16 protein-coding genes are annotated in these 17,271 nt (G+C 67.7%); 14 read left to right on the forward strand and 2 right to left on the reverse strand.

Annotation, left to right across the window (positions count from 1 at the left end; translation table 11 throughout):
* Positions 1-109 precede the first annotated feature (109 nt).
* The 11 genes from ACSQ8Y_RS20510 to ACSQ8Y_RS20560 are packed head-to-tail and all read left to right on the forward strand — an operon-like array spanning position 110 to position 10,620.
* Complete coding sequence (locus ACSQ8Y_RS20510; RefSeq protein ID WP_436268274.1) at positions 110-1,315, forward strand: type II secretion system F family protein; 1,206 nt, start codon at positions 110-112, stop codon at positions 1,313-1,315.
* Entirely contained in the window at positions 1,312-3,018 is a 1,707-nt protein-coding gene (locus tag ACSQ8Y_RS20515; RefSeq protein ID WP_436268275.1) for a GspE/PulE family protein, read from the forward strand. The genes ACSQ8Y_RS20510 and ACSQ8Y_RS20515 overlap by 4 nt, the downstream gene beginning before the upstream one ends.
* Positions 3,005-4,096, forward strand: a complete 1,092-nt coding sequence (locus ACSQ8Y_RS20520; protein ID WP_436268276.1) for a hypothetical protein — start codon at positions 3,005-3,007, stop codon at positions 4,094-4,096. Before ACSQ8Y_RS20515 ends, ACSQ8Y_RS20520 begins: the two co-directional genes overlap by 14 nt.
* Positions 4,093-4,764 carry a hypothetical protein gene (locus ACSQ8Y_RS20525; protein ID WP_436268277.1) on the forward strand — a complete coding sequence of 224 codons (672 nt, stop codon included), beginning with the start codon at positions 4,093-4,095 and terminating at the stop codon, positions 4,762-4,764. Before ACSQ8Y_RS20520 ends, ACSQ8Y_RS20525 begins: the two co-directional genes overlap by 4 nt.
* Positions 4,752-5,351, forward strand: a complete 600-nt coding sequence (locus ACSQ8Y_RS20530) for a hypothetical protein (protein ID WP_436268278.1) — start codon at positions 4,752-4,754, stop codon at positions 5,349-5,351. The genes ACSQ8Y_RS20525 and ACSQ8Y_RS20530 overlap by 13 nt, the downstream gene beginning before the upstream one ends.
* Positions 5,348-5,965, forward strand: a complete 618-nt coding sequence (locus ACSQ8Y_RS20535; RefSeq protein WP_436268279.1) for a hypothetical protein — start codon at positions 5,348-5,350, stop codon at positions 5,963-5,965. The genes ACSQ8Y_RS20530 and ACSQ8Y_RS20535 overlap by 4 nt, the downstream gene beginning before the upstream one ends.
* Positions 5,962-7,950, forward strand: a complete 1,989-nt coding sequence (locus ACSQ8Y_RS20540; protein ID WP_436268280.1) for a secretin and TonB N-terminal domain-containing protein — start codon at positions 5,962-5,964, stop codon at positions 7,948-7,950. The genes ACSQ8Y_RS20535 and ACSQ8Y_RS20540 overlap by 4 nt, the downstream gene beginning before the upstream one ends.
* A 1-nt stretch (position 7,951) precedes the next feature.
* A complete protein-coding gene (locus ACSQ8Y_RS20545) occupies positions 7,952-8,443 on the forward strand; it encodes a type II secretion system protein (protein ID WP_436268281.1) in 492 nt (163 codons plus the stop codon).
* A complete protein-coding gene (locus ACSQ8Y_RS20550) occupies positions 8,437-8,832 on the forward strand; it encodes a type IV pilin protein (protein WP_436268282.1) in 396 nt (131 codons plus the stop codon). Before ACSQ8Y_RS20545 ends, ACSQ8Y_RS20550 begins: the two co-directional genes overlap by 7 nt.
* Entirely contained in the window at positions 8,829-9,356 is a 528-nt protein-coding gene (locus tag ACSQ8Y_RS20555) for a type II secretion system protein (protein ID WP_436268283.1), read from the forward strand. The genes ACSQ8Y_RS20550 and ACSQ8Y_RS20555 overlap by 4 nt, the downstream gene beginning before the upstream one ends.
* Before the next feature lie 34 nt (positions 9,357-9,390).
* Positions 9,391-10,620: a M24 family metallopeptidase gene (locus tag ACSQ8Y_RS20560; RefSeq protein WP_436268284.1), complete on the forward strand. Its 1,230-nt coding sequence runs from the start codon at positions 9,391-9,393 to the stop codon at positions 10,618-10,620.
* 2 nt (positions 10,621-10,622) lie between these two features.
* Here the strand turns inward: ACSQ8Y_RS20560 and ACSQ8Y_RS20565 are convergent, their stop codons facing one another.
* Both ACSQ8Y_RS20565 and ACSQ8Y_RS20570 read right to left on the reverse strand, forming a co-directional pair.
* The gene (locus ACSQ8Y_RS20565) at positions 10,623-11,066 is read right to left on the reverse strand and encodes a DUF2846 domain-containing protein (protein ID WP_436268285.1); all 444 of its coding nucleotides are present in this window, start codon (positions 11,064-11,066) and stop codon (positions 10,623-10,625) included.
* A gap of 10 nt (positions 11,067-11,076) precedes the next feature.
* Positions 11,077-11,457 (reverse strand): hypothetical protein, encoded by a 381-nt coding sequence (locus tag ACSQ8Y_RS20570; protein ID WP_436268286.1) that lies wholly within the window; start codon positions 11,455-11,457, stop codon positions 11,077-11,079.
* Between the two features lie 206 nt (positions 11,458-11,663).
* On the opposite strand from ACSQ8Y_RS20570, the gene ACSQ8Y_RS20575 reads away from it, so the two are divergent.
* Genes ACSQ8Y_RS20575 through ACSQ8Y_RS20585 form a run of 3 tightly spaced genes read left to right on the forward strand, consistent with a single transcriptional unit; the run spans position 11,664 to position 17,269 of the window.
* Entirely contained in the window at positions 11,664-13,307 is a 1,644-nt protein-coding gene (locus ACSQ8Y_RS20575) for a DUF1800 domain-containing protein (RefSeq protein WP_436268287.1), read from the forward strand.
* Complete coding sequence (locus tag ACSQ8Y_RS20580; protein ID WP_436268288.1) at positions 13,307-14,656, forward strand: DUF1501 domain-containing protein; 1,350 nt, start codon at positions 13,307-13,309, stop codon at positions 14,654-14,656. Before ACSQ8Y_RS20575 ends, ACSQ8Y_RS20580 begins: the two co-directional genes overlap by 1 nt.
* Before the next feature lie 6 nt (positions 14,657-14,662).
* Positions 14,663-17,269 (forward strand): DUF4214 domain-containing protein, encoded by a 2,607-nt coding sequence (locus ACSQ8Y_RS20585; RefSeq protein ID WP_436268289.1) that lies wholly within the window; start codon positions 14,663-14,665, stop codon positions 17,267-17,269.
* Positions 17,270-17,271: the final 2 nt, after the last annotated feature.

Consider the following 17,271-nt stretch of genomic DNA (forward strand, 5'->3'; position numbering starts at 1 on the left):
CTTTAGCATAGTAGAAAAACGGCGGCTGCGTTTCCGGACGCACTATCCGCATCCGCCGTCCACTGCAGTTTGCACCACCGACCAGAACGCCATACCGAATGCGAAGCTAATGCAGTACCAGATACAGGTTCAAGGCGGCGCGGGCGCGCCGCCACGGCAAACCATAGCGATCGAAGCAGCCAGCGAAGCCGAGGCGCTGCGGCTGGCGCTGCGCCACGGCTGGCGCGTGCTGGCCATAGACAGCGCCGCCGCCCCGCCGGCGGCGGGCGCGCGCGCCGGCGCCCGCAGCCAGCCCTTCCCCCTGCTGCAGTTCAGCCAGGAGCTGCTGGCCCTGCTCGAAGCGGGTCTCAACCTGAGCGAAGCCATCGCCACCTTGCACAACAAGGAAGCGCGCGGCGCCGCCAAGGCCACCCTGGCCGGCATCCGGCTCGCGCTCCAGCAAGGCAAAAGCTTTTCCGAAAGCCTGGCCGAATTTCCGGCCATCTTCCCCGACATCTATATCTCCACCGTGCACGCGGCGGAGCGCTCCGGCTACCTGCCCGAGGCGCTGGCGCGCTACGTCGCCTACCAGCTGCAGTTCGACGCGATCCGCAAGAAGCTGGTGTCGGCCGCCATCTACCCGGTGATGCTGCTGTGCGTGGGCACGCTGGTCACGCTGTTCCTGCTCGGTTACGTGGTGCCCAAGTTCAGCGTGGTGTATGAAAGTTCCGGCCGCGAGATCCCGTGGATGTCGCAAATGCTGCTGGCCTTCGGCCGCCAGCTGGCCGCCCATCCCTGGCTGTGCCTGGGCGTGCTGCTCGGCGTGGCCGGCGGCGCCGTGTTCGCCGCCTGCAACGCCGCCGTGCGCGGCGCGCTGGTGCTGCAGGTGCTGCGCCTGCCGCTGCTGGCCGCGAAGGCCGCCGAATTCCGCCTGGCGCGCTTCTACCGCGCCCTCAGCCTGCTGCTGCACGCCGGCATACCGCTGGCCAAGGCGCTGGCCATGGTGTCGGCCATGCTGCTGCCCGAACAGCGCCACGCGCTGGCCCTGGCGCGCCGCGCCGTGGAGGAAGGCCAGCCCTTCTCCGCGGCGCTGGAGCAGCAAGGCCTGGCCACGCCGGTGGCGCAGTCGCTGCTCAAGGTGGGCGAGAACACCGGCCGCCTGGGCGACATGCTGGAGCGCTCCGCCAAGTTCCACGACGAAGAATTCGCCCGCTGGGTGGACTGGGCCTCGCGCATGCTGGAGCCCTTGCTGATGACGCTGATCGGTGTCGTCATCGGCGGCGTCGTGGTGCTGATGTATATGCCGATATTCGAACTCGCAGGGAGTCTTTCTTGAACGCACGCGCACCGTCTCCACTTGCCCCTCCCGCAGCCGTCGTCACGCCCGGCCTGCTGCTCAGCGCCGGCGCCGCCGCGCAAAACCAGGGCCGCCCGCAACTGGCGGTACTGGAGGAAATGGCGCAGCTCGCGCCGGAGGAATTCACGCGCCAGCTGGCCGCCCTGTTCTGCTATCCGGCATGGACCATGGCCATGCTGCAGGCCGCCACGCCGGCCTACGCCCTGCTGCCCTACACCGACTGCGCGCAGCGCGACTGTGTGCTGATGCAAAACGCGGCAGGCGAGGCTGGCATGCCGGTCCTGGTGATCGTCAACCCCTTGGCCGACGACGTGCAGCAATGGGCCGACTATACCGCCGGCACGCCCTTCAGCGTGGCGCTGGCGCATCCCGACGACATGACGGCCTACCTCGCGCAGCAGGAATCCGTGCAGCAGGCCATGGCGGACATGGGATCGGAGGCGGGCGAGGACACCAGCCTGGACCAGACCATCGAGGACATCTCGCTGATACGCATCAGCGAAGACAGCAGCCCGGTGGTCAAGCTGGTGAACTCCACCATTTACGACGCGCTGAAATTCCAGGCCAGCGACATCCACCTGGAATGCGACGTGGCCAGCCTGGTCATCAAGTACCGGGTGGACGGCGTGCTGGTGCAGGCGGGCCAGGTGCAGGGGCTGCAGATGGCCGAGCAGATCATCTCGCGCATCAAGGTGCTGGCGGACCTGGACATCGCCGAGCGCCGCGTGCCGCAGGACGGCCGCTTCAAGGTGCGCGTAAAAGGCAGCGAGATCGACTTCCGCGTCTCCATCATGCCCAACATCTTCGGCGAGGACGCGGTGCTGCGCCTGCTGGACCGGCGCGCGCTGACCGCCGCGGCCACCGCGCTGCGGCTCGAGAGCCTGGGCCTGAACGCGGACGCCATCGTGCAGATCCGCCGCCTGGCAGCCAAGCCGCACGGCATGCTGCTGGTGACCGGGCCGACCGGCTCCGGCAAGACCACCACGCTGTACGCCGCCGTCACCGAGATCAACACGGGGCGCGACAAGATCGTCACCATCGAAGACCCGGTGGAATACCGGCTGCCGCGCGTGCTGCAGATTCCGGTCAACGAAAAAAAGGGCCTGACCTTCGCGCGCGGCCTGCGCTCCATCCTGCGCCACGACCCGGACAAGATCCTGATCGGCGAAATCCGCGACGACGAGACGGCGCAGATCGCGGTGCAGGCCTCGCTGACGGGCCACCTGGTTTTCACCACGGTGCACGCCAACAACGTGTTCGACGTGGTGGGCCGCTTCCTGCACATGGGTGTGGACCCCTACAGTTTCGCGGCGGCGCTGAACGGCATCGTCGCCCAGCGCCTGCTGCGGCTCAACTGCGAGCACTGCGCGGTGGAAGTGGAAGCCGATCCGCAAGACCTGCGCGACAGCGGCCTGACGGCGCAGGCGGTCGCCGGCTGGCGTTTCAAGGCCGGCGCGGGCTGCGGCCACTGCCGGGGCACCGGTTTCAAGGGCCGCAAGGCAGTGGCCGAGGTGCTGATACTGAACGATGCCATGCGCGAAATGATCTGCACGCGCGCGCCGGTCAGCCGTATGAAAGAAGAAGCCGCGCAGAACGGATTCCGTCTGGCGCGGGAAGCCGCGCTGGAACTGGTGCGGCTGGGAGAAACCACGCTGACGGAGCTGAACCGTGTCACTTATTGAACGCCTGGCCGGGCTGCTGCCGGCACGCCGCACCCTGCACGTCCACCTCGCGCCGCAACAGTTGCTGGCCGTCGTACGGCAAGGCGGCCGCATCGTCGAAGGCAGCGCGATGCGGGTCGTCTATGCAAACCCGGCAGGCCAATGGCAAGCTGCCATCGCAGCCCTGCGTGCATTCCTTGCGCAGCCCGAAGCACCGAACGCTGTCATTGCCCAGCGCCAAACCTCAGCGAAGGCGGGAACCCATACGCCGCATCAGCCTAGGCAAAGCATGGATTCCCCCGTCCCGGTCGTTTCGCAGGCGCAGAGCGACGCTCAGCGAATTCCCTGCTACACCTTGCGCGGGAATGACAGGCCTGCCGGCGCAGTGCTGCGCGATTCCCTGGCGGCGCGCACACCGCTCTCCATCAGCCTCTCGGGCCGCTGGTGCCAACTGGTTCTGGCGCCGTGGAGCGACGCACTCTTGGCGGAACCTGGCGCCAGCCGCTTTCTGCATATGCAGCTGTCGGCCGTCTACGGCGACGCAGCGGGCAACTGGACCGTCAGCAGCGACGACGCGTCCTATGGCCAGCCGCGCGTCGCATGCGGCATCGCAACCGGATTGCTGGACGCGCTGCACACGCTGGCCGCCGAACACGGCACGCGCTGCGCCGCCATCGAACCATCGGTCAGCGCGGTGTGCCGATCGCTGACGGGCAAACCTGCCGCTTTCGCCATCATCGAGCAAGGCCGCATGACGCTGGCAGCACTGGCGGGCGGTCGCATCACCGCCATCCAGTCGCAGCCCTGCGGCGCGGCCTGGCACGCCGAACTGCCGCAGTCCTGGCAGCGCTGGTCGCTGCGCGCGCCGGAACTGGCCGCCATCGGCGATATCGCCGTTGTCGACCTGAGCGGACAGTCCGGCGGCACGGTGGCAGGCCGCTTGCCCGGCCTGTTCCGCCTGGCGGATTCGCCCTTCGGCAGCGCCGGCAGCACCGAAGCCGCCGCGCAAACGCTGGCCGATGCGGCGCAAGGCTCGGCGCCCGCCAGCGGTCTGCCGCTGTCCATAGTCGGCGGCACAAGCAAGCGGGAGGCGGCATGAGCGCCACGCGCATCGCCTTCGTCCGCGCCGCACCGCCGTTGAACGGCTGGCGCCTGGCGCTGCTGGCTGCCGGCATGATCGCCCTCCTGCCCTCGGCCGCGCGATGGCTGCAGCAATGGAACGAAGTCCAGCGCATCGAGACGCAGCTGGCGCAAGTCCGGCCGCGCCGCGCGACGCAGCCGGCGCTGACGCAAAACCAGCTGCGCGACCAGGACCAGCAAACCAAGGTCGTGGCGGAAGCCGTGCGCCAGCTCAACCTGCCCGTGGCCCGCCTGCTGAAGACCCTGCAAGCACCCGCCGACATGCATGTCGCCCTGCTCGGCCTGGATCTGAACGGCCAGCCCGCGCTGGATCCGGACGCCACGAACGCAGCAGTCGGAATCGCTGCGGCGGCCGGCCCGGCCGCCAATGCCGGCACTACCGCAACGGCAAGCGGCGCCGCAGCAGCCACCGCTGGCGCAAGCGCAAGCGCTAGCACCGCTAGCGTCCCATCCGGCTCGCTGAAGATCGCGGCCGAAGCCGAAACCGCGCAGGACATGCTGAACTATCTGGCCTTCCTGAACCAGCAGCAGATGTTCCGCTCCGTCTACCTCGTCAAACACGAAATGGCCGGCGGCGACGCCGGCCATCCATACCGGTTCCAGCTGGAGGCACAATGGCGGCAATGAAATCCGGCGCGGCGCTGAAACTCACGTTGCCCGCCAACCTGGGCCCGCGCCTGGGCTGGGAGAGCAAACGCCTGTGGCGCAAGACCGGCGCGGGCGCGGCCACCGGCATTGCCACGCTGGCCGCCGCCCTGCTCGCGCAATGGCACACCGGCACGCTGCACGAGCGCGTAGCCGTCCTGCGCCAGCAACTGCAAACGGCCACCCGCGCGGCAGCCCTGCCGCAAGCCGCCGTGCCGACCGCCGCCGACGGCCTGAGCGCCTTCTACAACTACCTGCCCGCCCACACCTCCATCCCCGAACAGCTGCAAACGCTGGTGGAGCTCGCGGCAAAGCACCAGGTGCCGCTGGCCAAAGCCGAATACAAGGCCCAGCCGGAACCGCGCGCCGGCTTCCTGCGCTACCAGGTCAACCTGCCGGTGAAAGCCGAATACGCCAATGTGCAAGCCTTCATGCTCGACGCCCTGCAAGCCATGCCCACGCTGACACTGGACAGCGTCGCCTTCAAGCGAGAACGCATCGACAGCGGCGCCATCGAAGCCCGCGTCCAGTTCATCCTGCTGGTGCGCAAGGCGGAGGGCGCAAAATGAGGAAGCTGATACTGGTCGCAGCCGCTGCCGCCACCCTGCTCGCGGCGTGGTTCGCGCCGGACGACGAAGGCGTGATCGTCTCGCCCGCAGCCGCCACCGTGCGCCCCGCCTACGACGCCACCGCTGCGTCCAACCATGCGGCGCTCGCGGCAGCCGTCGCTGCGGCCAAGGCGGCAGGCCCCGATCCGCAGTACGCGGCCGGTGGACAAGCCGCGAGAGCCATCCCCGCCGAACTGCAGATCCAGCGCCGCGTGGCGGACGAAGAACCCGGCAAGCTGTTTGCCGGCGGGGGCTGGCAAACAGCTTCACCGCTGAAGCCCGCCGCCGCGCGCATGCAGCAGCACCAGCAGGACCAGCAGGACCAGCAGACCGGCGCCAGCGCGGCCGCAGGCACGGGCGGCCTGCCGCCGCTGCCGTTCCAGTTCGTCGGCCGCTTTATTGATGACGGCAAGACCGCCTATTTCCTGCAGATGGATGAACACAACATTGTCGCCCGCGTCGGCGAAAAAGTCGGCGACAACTATCAGCTCGACGAAGCGGCCAACGGCACGCTGACCTTCACCTATCTGCCGCTCAAGCAGAAACAAACCTTAGCCGTAGGGGACACGAATTGAACCACTCCGCCGCAACACGCCTGCACATCCTGGCCCTGAGCGTATTGCTTGCCGCCTGCGCAAGCAGCCAGACCTATACCGAAGGCAATGCCCTGCTCGACGCCGGCCAGGTCGAGCAGGGCCTGGCAAAGCTCGAACAAGCCAGCCGCGAGGATCCCCACAACGCGCAATACCGCATCACCCTGCTGAGCCGCAAAGCCAGCCTGGTGAACAGCCTGAACTCGCGCGCCGACGCGCTGCGCGCGCAAGGCGGCGACACCGGCTTCGCCCAGGCAGACAAGCTGTACCAGCAGGCGCTGGCCATAGACCCGAACAATGCCGCCGCGCGCCAGGGGCAGGCCGCCATGGACCAGGAGCGCCGCTACCGCCAGGCCGTGGCCGAGGCCGAAACGCTGCACAAGCGCGGCGGCGAAGCCAACCTTGCCTCGGCCATGGAGCTGCTGCGCCCCGTGCTGCAGGAGCACCCCAACCATCGCGATGCCGCGCGCCTGAAGAACCGCATAGCGGACGACCAGGCCCGCGCCAGGGGCGGCGCCGGGCGCCTCGCCGCGGCCTACCGCAAGCCGGTGACGCTGGCCTTCCGCGACGCGCCGCTGCGTTCCGTGTTCGACTTCATCGGCAAGGTATCCGGCCTGAACTTCGCCTTCGACAAGGAAGTCGATCCCGCGCTGCGCGCCACCATCTCGGTGCGCGACGCCAGCATCGAGGAAGCCATCGCCATGCTGCTCAGTTCCAACCAGCTGGAGCAAAGCGTCACCGGCGAGCGTTCCATCACCATCTATCCCGCCACGGCGCAGAAGCTGAAGGACTACCAGCAGCTGGTGGTGCGCACCTTCTTCCTCGCCAACGCGGACGTGAAGCAGGTGGCGTTCACGCTGAAGACGCTGCTCAAGGCCAGGGATATCGTCACCGACGAACGGGTCGGCATCATCATCATGCGCGACACGCCGGAGCTGATACGCATGGCCGAGCGCATCATCGCAGTGCAGGACGTGGCCGACCCTGAAGTGGTGCTGGAAGTGGAAGTGCTGGAAGTGAAGCGCACCCGCCTGCAGGAGCTGGGCATACGCTGGCCCGAGCAGGCCAAGCTGACACTGGCCGGCGCCGCCGGCGGCCTGGGCGCGCTGAAGCTGGCCGACCTGCACCGTGCCAACAGCAGCAACACCAACCTTGAAATCGGCTCGGTGGTCGTCAACGCGCTCAAGTCCGACACCGACAGCAATATCCTCGCCAACCCGCGCATCCGGGTGCGCAACAAGGACAAGGCCAAGGTGCTGATCGGCGACCGCGTGCCCGTCATCACCGTCACCACCAACAACGGCGTCAGCTCGGACAGCGTGAATTACATCGACGTCGGCTTGAAGCTGGACGTGGAACCGAACGTCTACCTGGACGATGAGGTGGCCATCAAGATCAACCTGGAAGTGAGCAACGTGGTCAAGGACATCACCAGCAAGTCCGGCACCCAGGCCTACCAGATCGGTACCCGCAGCGCCTCCACCGTGCTGCGCCTGCGCGACGGTGAAACGCAGATGCTGGCCGGCCTGATCAGCGACGAGGACCGCAGCACCGGCAACAAGGTGCCCGGCATCGGCGAACTGCCCATGCTGAACCGCCTGTTCGGCAGCCAGAAGGACGACCGCTCGCGCAGCGAGATCGTGCTGTCGATCACACCGCGCCTGGTGCGTTCGATCCGCCGGCCGGAGCTGAGCGAGGCCGAATTCCTGTCCGGCACCGAGTCCAGCATCGGCGGCCGCGGTCCCATGGCCAGTATCGGCGGCGGCGCCGAAGGCGGCGCCAGCACCGGCTACAGTGTCAACGCGGCGCCCGCCTTGCTGCCGCCATCGGAACCGCCGCCGCCCCGCAACTCCGGCATGACCGGCGGCGACGACGGCAACCAGGGCGGCGCCTTCGCCCAGCCCTCCAGCGCGGCAAAGCCCGAGCCGGCGGGTCCGGTACCCAATGCGCCGAAGAAGGGCCAATAGAATGCGGCGCCACCACCGGGACGGAGCCCAGCGCGGGTTCACCTTCATCGAGCTGATGATCACGCTGACCATCATGGCCACGCTGGCTGCGGTGGCCGTTCCCATGGTGCAGGTGACGGTGCAGCGCGAACGCGAGCATCAGCTGCGCGCGGCGCTGGTGGAGATCCGCGAGGCGATCGACGCCTACAAGCGCGCGGCGGACAACGGCAGCGTCAAGCTGAACATCGGCGATTCCGGCTTTCCCAAGAAACTGGAGGAACTGGTGGACGGGGTGCCGGACCAGCGCAGCCCGCGCAAGCAGAACATCTACTTCCTGCGCAAATTGCCGCGCGATCCCTTCGCGCCCGCCGGCGCGGCAGGCGCCGCAGCCACGTGGGACAAGCGCGCCTACAGCTCCGCGCCGGACAACCCCACCGAAGGCGACGACGTATTCGACGTCGCATCCCGCTCGGACAAGCTGGGCCTGAACGGCATCCCCCTGAAAGCATGGTGAACGGCTTGGACATCAAAACGAAACGCACCGGCTTCACGCTGATCGAACTGCTGGTGGTGCTGGCCATCATCTCCCTGTTGCTGACGGTGGCGCTGCCGCGCTATTTCGGCTCGGTGGAAAAATCGAAGGAGGTGGCGCTGAAGGAGAACCTGAAGGTGCTGCGCATCAGCATCGACAAATTCTACGGCGACAAGGGCGAGTATCCCGGCACGCTGGCGGACCTGGTGACGCACCAGTATTTCAACAAGATTCCGGTCGACCCGGTCACCGAATCGGCCGCCACCTGGCAGCTGGTGACGCCGCGCGACAGCGAAAAGTCCGGCGTGGCCGACGTCCGCAGCGGCGCGAGGGGCAGCACGCGCGACGGCATCCCCTTCGGGCAGCTATGAGTTCCGGGCTCCGGTTCACCCGGCGAAGCGGCTTCGCCTACATCTGGACGCTGATGCTGGTCTCCTTCATGGGCGTGGGCCTGGCCATCGCCTCCGAAACCTACGCCACGGCGGCACGGCGCGACAAGGAAGCGCAGCTGCTGTTCATCGGCCACGAGTTCCGCCAGGCGCTGGGCCGCTACCACGAGGCGAAGGGCGTGGGCGGCGTCGCGCAGTACCCGCTCACGCTGGAGGAACTGCTGAAGGACCCGCGCTACCCCGGCGCCGTGCGCCACCTGCGCCGGCTGTACGCGGATCCGGTCACGGGCAAGGCCGAATGGGGGCTGCTGCGCCAGCAGGGCCGCATCGTCGGCGTCTATTCCTTGTCCGAACAGCGCCCCATCAGACAGGGCAACTTCCGCGAGGAAGACAAGAGCCTGAACCGCAAGCCGCGTTACGCCGACTGGCTGTTCACCTATCCGGCACACTTGTTCACGGCGCCGCCGCCTGGCATGCCGGCAGGTGGAAAACCCGCGCGAAACTGATATCATCCCGGCACTACTTTCGGAGGAAACTCGCATGAGCATAGGCGTAGGCGGTAAAACGGCGGAACAGGCACTGGCAACCCTGTCGGACATGACGGCGGGCGCAGTCCCCATCGGCAAGGACGAGCATCTGCAACGCATCGCCAAGGCGCAAGCTTATATGCGCGACCAGGGCATCGCCGCCATCTATATCAATGCGGGCGCCAACCTGCTGTACTTCACCGGCACCCGCTGGCACGCCAGCGAACGCATGGTGGGCGCCATCCTGCCCGCGCAGGGCGCGCTGGAATACATCGCTCCCGCCTTCGAGGAAAGCACGCTGCTCGACTTCATGCTGGTCGAAGGCAAGGTCAATGGCTGGCAAGAACATGAAAGCCCCTACCAGCTGTTCGTCGACACGCTGGGCCGCATGGGCATCGCCGCCGATTCGGCGCAAGCGCCGCGCGTAGGCATCTGCGAAAGCGCCGCCTTCTTCATCTACGACGGCATCCGTCCGCTGGCCGAAGGCTACGCGCTGGAAAACGCGCGCATCGTCACGGCCCACTGCCGTACCAGGAAGTCCGCGGCCGAAATCGCGCTGATGCAGCGCGCCAAGGACATGACGCTGGCCGTGCACGTGGCCACCGCCAGCATGCTGCATGAAGGGATCACCACCGTCGAGGTGGAACAGTTCATCGCCGCCGCGCACCGCAAGGTCGGCGCGCCCGGCTCCTACTTCGTCATTGTGCTGTTCGGCGAGGCGACCGCCTATCCGCACGGCGTGAGCTATGTGCAGACGCTGAAGCAGGGCGACACGGTGCTGATCGACACCGGCTGCAAGCTGCACAACTACATCTCGGACATCACGCGCACCTATGTGTACGGCGAGCCGAGCGCGCGCCAGCGCAGCGTGTGGAACAGCGAAAAGGCGGCGCAGGCGGCCGCGTTCGCGGCAGCGCAGCCGGGCGTGCCGTGCCAGGAAGTGGACTTCGCCGCGCGCCGCGCGCTGGAAGCGGACGGCTACGGACCGGGCTACAAGCTGCCCGGCCTGCCGCACCGCACCGGCCACGGCATCGGCCTGGACATCCATGAATGGCCCTACCTGGTGGGCGGCGACACCACGCCGCTGGAGACGGGCATGTGCTTCTCGAACGAGCCGATGATCTGCATCCCCGGCGAATTCGGCGTGCGCCACGAAGACCATTTCTACATGACCGAAACAGGCCCGAAATGGTTCACCGAGCCGGCCCACAGCATCGATGACCCGTTCGGGCTGCAAAGCTAGGCTTACTTGGCTTTCGCGACGCCGGTGTAGCTGAGTTCAGCCAATTCCTTCTTGGCCACATCGGCGCCGACCAGTTCCGGCACGACGCGGCCAACCATGATGCCCATCGACACCGAGGTGCGGACGTATTTGACTTCGCCCTTGTCCAGCACGAAGGTGACCTTGTTGGTCGCTTCGGTGCTGGTCGCCGCCTCGTGGTTTCCGGCGGCGGCGTCCACGAAGAAGTAACCGCCCTGCTTCGATTCGCCGACTTCGCTGCCGTCGAATTTGATGGCAGGCGTCAGTGCGCCGCCCAGCATGCTGGCGTTGCGGTAAAAGTAGACGCGGCCCTGTTCCGCGCTCAGCTTCGGCACCGATGCTTCCATTTCCTGGAATTTCGGGCCGGTGGCGGCACAGCCGGTGAGTGTGACGGCGATAGCGGCCATGGCCAGAGATGCAAATTTCATGCTTGTCCTTTTATTGTAGGGCGAACGGAATGGCCGGCTGCAGGGCCGAATAGCCCTGCTCCGCCGGTAGATAGAATCCAACCAGGAGTCCGCGATCCAGCACCAGGTAGGCTTCATGCACATGCGAGCCTTCCAGCGTGAACACGTCCATGTGCGGGCGGTACACCTCGCCCTGCGGAATGCGGCCGGCGTATTTCCAGCGGCTACCCGCCGCCAAGGTGCGCCGATAGCCGGTGGCGAGGGTGATCTCGGTTTCCCGCAGCAGCGCGCGCGGCTCGCTCTGCAATGCTGCCGCAGGCCGCGTCAACGCCACGGGCACATGCTGCACAGCGCAGGCCGCAAGGGACAATGCCAGCAGTGCCGGCCAGCTTACACGGAAAAGTCGTTGCATTGATCTACGCGAGGTGGCCGGGAAAGACACCATGGTAACGTTAATGTACGGCAACAAAACTATCCAATCATCACAGACACGTCAATTATTCGCCAGCGAACGCCGCGGTCAGCCGCCCGCTCCCGTCGCTTTCCTCCAAATGAAGGATGTTTTTTTGTTAATTGGCAAGTATCCTGTGCGGACGGCCTATCCGCACAAGGAAAACAATGAGATACCGTCTCGCCACACTGCTGCTGCCGCTGCTGGCCAGCTGCAGCAACCACGACGCCGGCAACGGCGCCGCTCCTGCCACGCTGGCCAGCACGGGACAGGTGTCCGTCAAGGCCAGCGCGCCGGTCACCCACTACGCGGCGGCGCGTTTCGCCGACCAGGTCAGCTTCGGCGCCACGCCTGCGCTGGTGGCCGAGATCGAGAAGCTCGGCTTCGAGGCCTGGATCGACGCCCAGTTCGCGCTGCCGGTGACGCCCCACGACGCCTCGCCCGTCGCCCACTTCAACGACCAGGTGCGTGCCGAGGCCGACGCTGCCAATGTCTATTTCGAAAAGGCGACGCTGGAAGCGATGCTGGCGCGTCCCGACCAGTTGCGCCAGCGCGTGGTGTGGGCGCTGTCGCAGTGGATCGTCGTCTCCAACGGCAAAGTGCAGCAGTACGCGACCCTGCTGTGGCAAAACCTGCTGAACGACCATGCCTTCGGCAACTACGGCGAATTGCTGCGCGCCACCAGCACCAGCCCGCCCATGGGCGTTTATCTGGACAACCTGTCGAACCGGCCGAAGTCCGACGAATGCCCCTGGTGCGCGCCGAACGAAAACTATTCGAGGGAACTGCTGCAGCTGTTCGCGCTGGGCGTGGTCAAGCTGAACCAGGACGGCAGCACCCAGCGCGACGCCAGCAAGCGGCCCCTGGAAACCTACACCCAGCAGGACGTCGAGGCCATGACGCGCGCCATGACAGGCTGGCAGATGGCGAAGTCCACGCCCAAGGGCGACTACACCAGTTACGACGGCGTCCTGATCCCTGAAACCTGGGCGCCGGCGCATGACCGCGAAGCGAAGACCCTGCTGGGCACCACGCTCCCCGCAGGCCAGGACACCAGGCAGGACATGGAGGCGGCCATCGCCGTGCTGATGGCGCACCAGAACATCGCGCCCTTTGTGAGCCTGCGCCTGATCCAGCACCTGGTGACCAGCAACCCCACGCCCGCCTACATCAGCCGTGTCGCCACGGTGTTCCGCGACAATGGCAAAGGCGTGGCCGGCGACATGCAGGCCGTGCTCAAAGCCGTGCTGCTCGACGGCGAGGCGCGCAAGGGCGACACGCTGGGCGCCGACTCGCTCAGCTTCGGAAAAATGCGCGAACCGGTGCTGTGGTACACCGGCCTGCTGCGCGGCATGGCTTGCAGCACGCCGCTGCGCTGGGATGCCACGCCGGAGTATCCCATCGCCGGCGTGTCCAGGCCCAGCATCCAGGGGCCATTCAACCAAAGCAGCGTGTTCAGCTTCTACCTGCCGACCGACCGCGCACCGGGCAGCAACCTGCTGGCGCCGGAGCAGCGCCTGCTCAACGCAGAAGAACTGGCGGGCCGCATCGGCGGCTACGGCCTGGGCACCGCCTCCCGGCTGAGCGCCGCCGGCTGCCAGGCCGATCCGTTCGGCAAGGCGCTGACCGCGTCGCCGCGCGCCTTCATCGATCTGGTCAGCGAGCGCTACTTCCGTGGCGCCATGCCGCAAACGCTGCGCCAGAACCTGCAGGAACTGGCCGCCAGCGTCTACGGCGCCACGCCCAACGAACGCGCCATGACCTTGCTGCAGTACGCGCTTGCCACCCCTTACTATGGAGTCATACGCTGATGGACCGCCGACATTTCCTGCGCCTGGGCGCCGCCGTTCCCACCCTCAGCCTGCTCGGCGGGGCCAGCCTGATGGGCACCAGCGCCAGCGCCGCGGCCGACGATTACCGCGCCGTGGTATGCCTCTTCCTCACCGGCGGCAACGACGGCCTGAACAGCCTGGTGCCGACCAGCGGCGCCTACAGCGACTACGCTGCCGCGCGCCCCGCGCTGGCCCTGCCCAAGGACAGCCTGACCGCGCTGTCCGGCTCCACCGCCGGCCACAGCTTCGGCCTGAACCCCGCGCTGGCGCCGCTCGCGCCGCTGTACAACGGCGGCCGCCTGGCCTGGATCCTGAACACCGGCCCGCTGGTGCAGCCGGCAACCGCCCGCCAGGTGCTCGACCACAGCGTGGCAGTGCCTTCCTTCCTGCTCTCCCACAGCGACCAGGTGATGTGGCAGCAAGGCTGGCTGGGCGACAACGACGGCAGCGGCTGGGCCGGCCGTTCGCTGGAACTGCTGCCGTCCTCGCTGCGCAACGCGCTCAGCGCGGTGACCATGAACACCGACCGCACCCTGGTGCTGGGCCGGAACTCTCCGGTGTCGTTCCTGAGCGCCTGGGACTCGCGCTACTGGGGCGCGGCCGACCTGGCGCAGCCGCAAACGGCTGCCACCCAGGGCCTGAACCGCATGGCGCAGTGGCAGTTCGCCAACCAGTACGAGGCCGAGTATGCGCGCACCTTCGGCCGCAGCATCTCCGAGTCGACCTTGTTTACGCAGGCGGCCCTGAACGCGCCGGCGCCCAAAGCGGACTTCGACGACAACGACCTGGGACGCATGCTGCGCAAGCTGGCCACGCTGCTGCCGGTGTTCAAGAAAAACGGCTACAAGCGCCAGGTGTTCCTGGTGCAGTGGGGAGGCCTGGACACGCACAGCGGCCAGCGCGGCAGCGCGGCGACATCGCAGGATGCCCAACTGGCCATCGTCGCGCGCGCACTGGCCGCCTTCGACACGGCCAACCAGGCCTCCGGCGTCGACCAGGGCGTGGCCACCATCATGATGTCGGACTTCGGCCGCACGCTGCGCCAGGCCTCCGGCGGCGGCAGCGACCACGCCTGGGGCAACCACTGGTTCGTGATGGGCGGTCCGGTGGCCGGCGCGCAGGCTTACGGCACCATGCCGACGCTGACCCTGGGCGGCCCGGACGACGGCGATGCCAACGGCGACGGCCGCATGGTGCCCACCACTTCGACCGACCAGGTGGGCGCAACCCTGATGAAGTGGCTCGGCGTGCCGGCCGGCCAGCTCACTACGGCCTTCCCCAACCTGGTCAACTTCCCCACCCCAACGCTTAACTTCCTGCACGCCTGACACGACATGGACATCACACTCACCACAGGCGCCGACAGCTACACCCAGACCAGGGTCGCCGACAACAACAACTACTTCGGCCTGGCAGGCAACGACACCATCCGCATCTACCAGGGCATCATCATCGGCGGCCCGGGCAACGACACCATGGTGCGCATTCCCAGCACCGACTGGTGGCTCGGCGTGCAGGCCGCTTACTGGGACAGCCCCGGACTGGTCAACGTCGACCTGGCGGCCGGCACGGCGGACGATGGCTGGGGCGGGCGCGACTCCTTGTCCAACATCGACTCGGTATCCTATGGCTGGATGGGCGGGAGCGGCTTCGGCAACGCCAACGCCAACACCTTCTACCTCGGCGGGGGCGGCGAATTCGTCATCGACGGCCGCGCCGGCGACGACATCGTGTTCCTGCCGCAGTACGATACGCCCAACCTCGCCTATTTCACCGTCAACGTCGCCATCGACGGCAAGAGCGCCACCGTCACCTCGACGCAGGACGCCAACTTCAAGGTCACGATGTCCAACATCGAGCGCTTCGGCGTGGCCGGTGCGTGGGACGTCACATACGATCTGACCAGCCTGATCAAGCCGTCCGACATCGCCACCCAAGGGCTGCTGGCGGCCGACGCCAACCGCTGGAACGCGGGCGCCGCCCTCGGCAGCGCGGCGTCGCTGAGCTACAGCTTCGTTGAAACGGCGCCCGCCAGCGGCGTGGGAGTGGCAGGCTTCCGCACCTTCACCGCCGGCGAACGGGCCGCCGTCAAGGCCGTCCTCGATGCGGCGGCGGCCGCCACGGGCCTGAGCTTCACCGAAGTGGCCGACAGCGGCGGCGCAGCCGGCCAGCTGCGCTTCGGCGCCAGCCAGCAGGCCGCCACCAAGGGCGTGGCCACGCTGCCCGGCGTAGGCGGCGACGGCGCCGGCGACGTCTGGCTGGACCTCGAGACGCTCGCGCTGATGGCGCCCGGCCAGGAAGGCTACGCCGTGCTGCTGCATGAAATCGGCCACGCGCTGGGCCTGCGCCATCCGCGCAACGTCGAGCCGGGCGACAACTACGCGGCGCAGATGACGGCCGGCTACGACGTCACCGGCAATACGGTGATGTCGCAAACCGCATCGCCGGACGGCCTCTATCCGTCGTCCTGGGGCGCCTACGACATCGCCGCGCTGCGCCACCTGTACGGCACGAAGGCGCTCAACGCGGGCGACACCGTGCACCTGCTGGGCAGCGCCGACTTCCAGGCCCAACGCGGCCTGGTGGACGATGGCGGCACCGACACGCTGGACGCCTCGGCCGCCACCACCGGCGCCGCCATCGACCTGGTGGGCGGGCACCTGAACAGCGTGGGGGTGACGGCAAACGGCGTGGGCGCCATCGGCAACCTGTCGATCGGCATCGACACGCTGATCGAAAACGCCGTCGGCTCGCGCTACGACGACGTCCTGCTGGGCAATGCGCTGGACAACCGCCTGGCCGGCGGCAAGGGCAACGACTGGATCGACGGCGCGGCGGGCCTGGACACGGCAGTCTTTGCCGGCCTGCGCGGGGACTACCTGATCAGCACGGGCTTCGGCAAGGTCTTCGTCACCGCGCGCGACGGCGTCTCCGGCTTCGACACCGTGCTCGCCACCGAAGTGCTGGCCTTCGACGACCAGAGCATCACGCTGGGCGCCAGCGCGCTGGGCGCGGACCTGGCGCTGGCGCTGGACCAGAACAGCAGCGTGGCCGGCCAGCTGCCCGACCCGAGCGACCAGGCCCGGGCCCAGGTCAGCTACGCCCTGGCGCAAGGCCCGGCCAACGGCACCGCCACGCTGCAGGCGGACGGCAGCTACAGCTACACCCCAAAAGCCGATTTCAGCAGCGCCGACCGTTTCAGCTACACCGTCTCCGACACGCACGGCGGCTCGAATACCTATATGGTCTTCCTGACGGTGCGCGCCAACGGCGGCCTGCAGGCCGGCGGCGAGGGCAACGACGTGCTGGGCGGGCTGGCCACCAGCGACATCATCAACGGCGAAGGCGGCAACGACCGCATCAACGCCAGCGCCGGCTACGATGAAATCGACGGCGGCGGCGGCACCGACACCGTGGTCTACGAGGGCGCGGCGGCCAGCCACGCGCTGGCGCAGGACGGCGAGCGCTGGACGCTGCGCAAGCCGGACGGCCAGGGTACGGACACGCTGACGCGGGTGGAAAGGCTGCTGTTCCCGGACGGCGCGCTGGCGCTCGACCTGGACGGCATGGCGGGCCAGACCTACCGGCTGTACCAGGCCGCGTTCGACCGCAAACCGGACGTCGGCGGCCTGGGCTACTGGCTGGCGGTGCTCGACGGCGGCGCCGGCATGCAAAGCGTGGCCGGCAGCTTCCTGCAATCGGCCGAGGCGCAGGCCCTGTACGGCAGCGCCCCGGCCAACGGCGCCTGGGTCACCAGCTTGTACCAGAACGTGTTGCACCGCGCGCCGGACCAGGGTGGCTACGACTACTGGACCATGCTGCTCGACCGGCACATCATCAGCCAGGTCGATGCCCTGCTCGGCTTCGCCGACAGCCCCGAAAACCACGCAGCGGTGATCGGGGCCATCTCGCAGGGCATCAGCTACACGCCCTACGGCTAGCC

Origin of the sequence: Pseudoduganella sp. LjRoot289, from assembly GCF_964252925.1 — a bacterium.
Classification (GTDB): Bacteria; Pseudomonadota; Gammaproteobacteria; order Burkholderiales; family Burkholderiaceae_D; genus Rugamonas.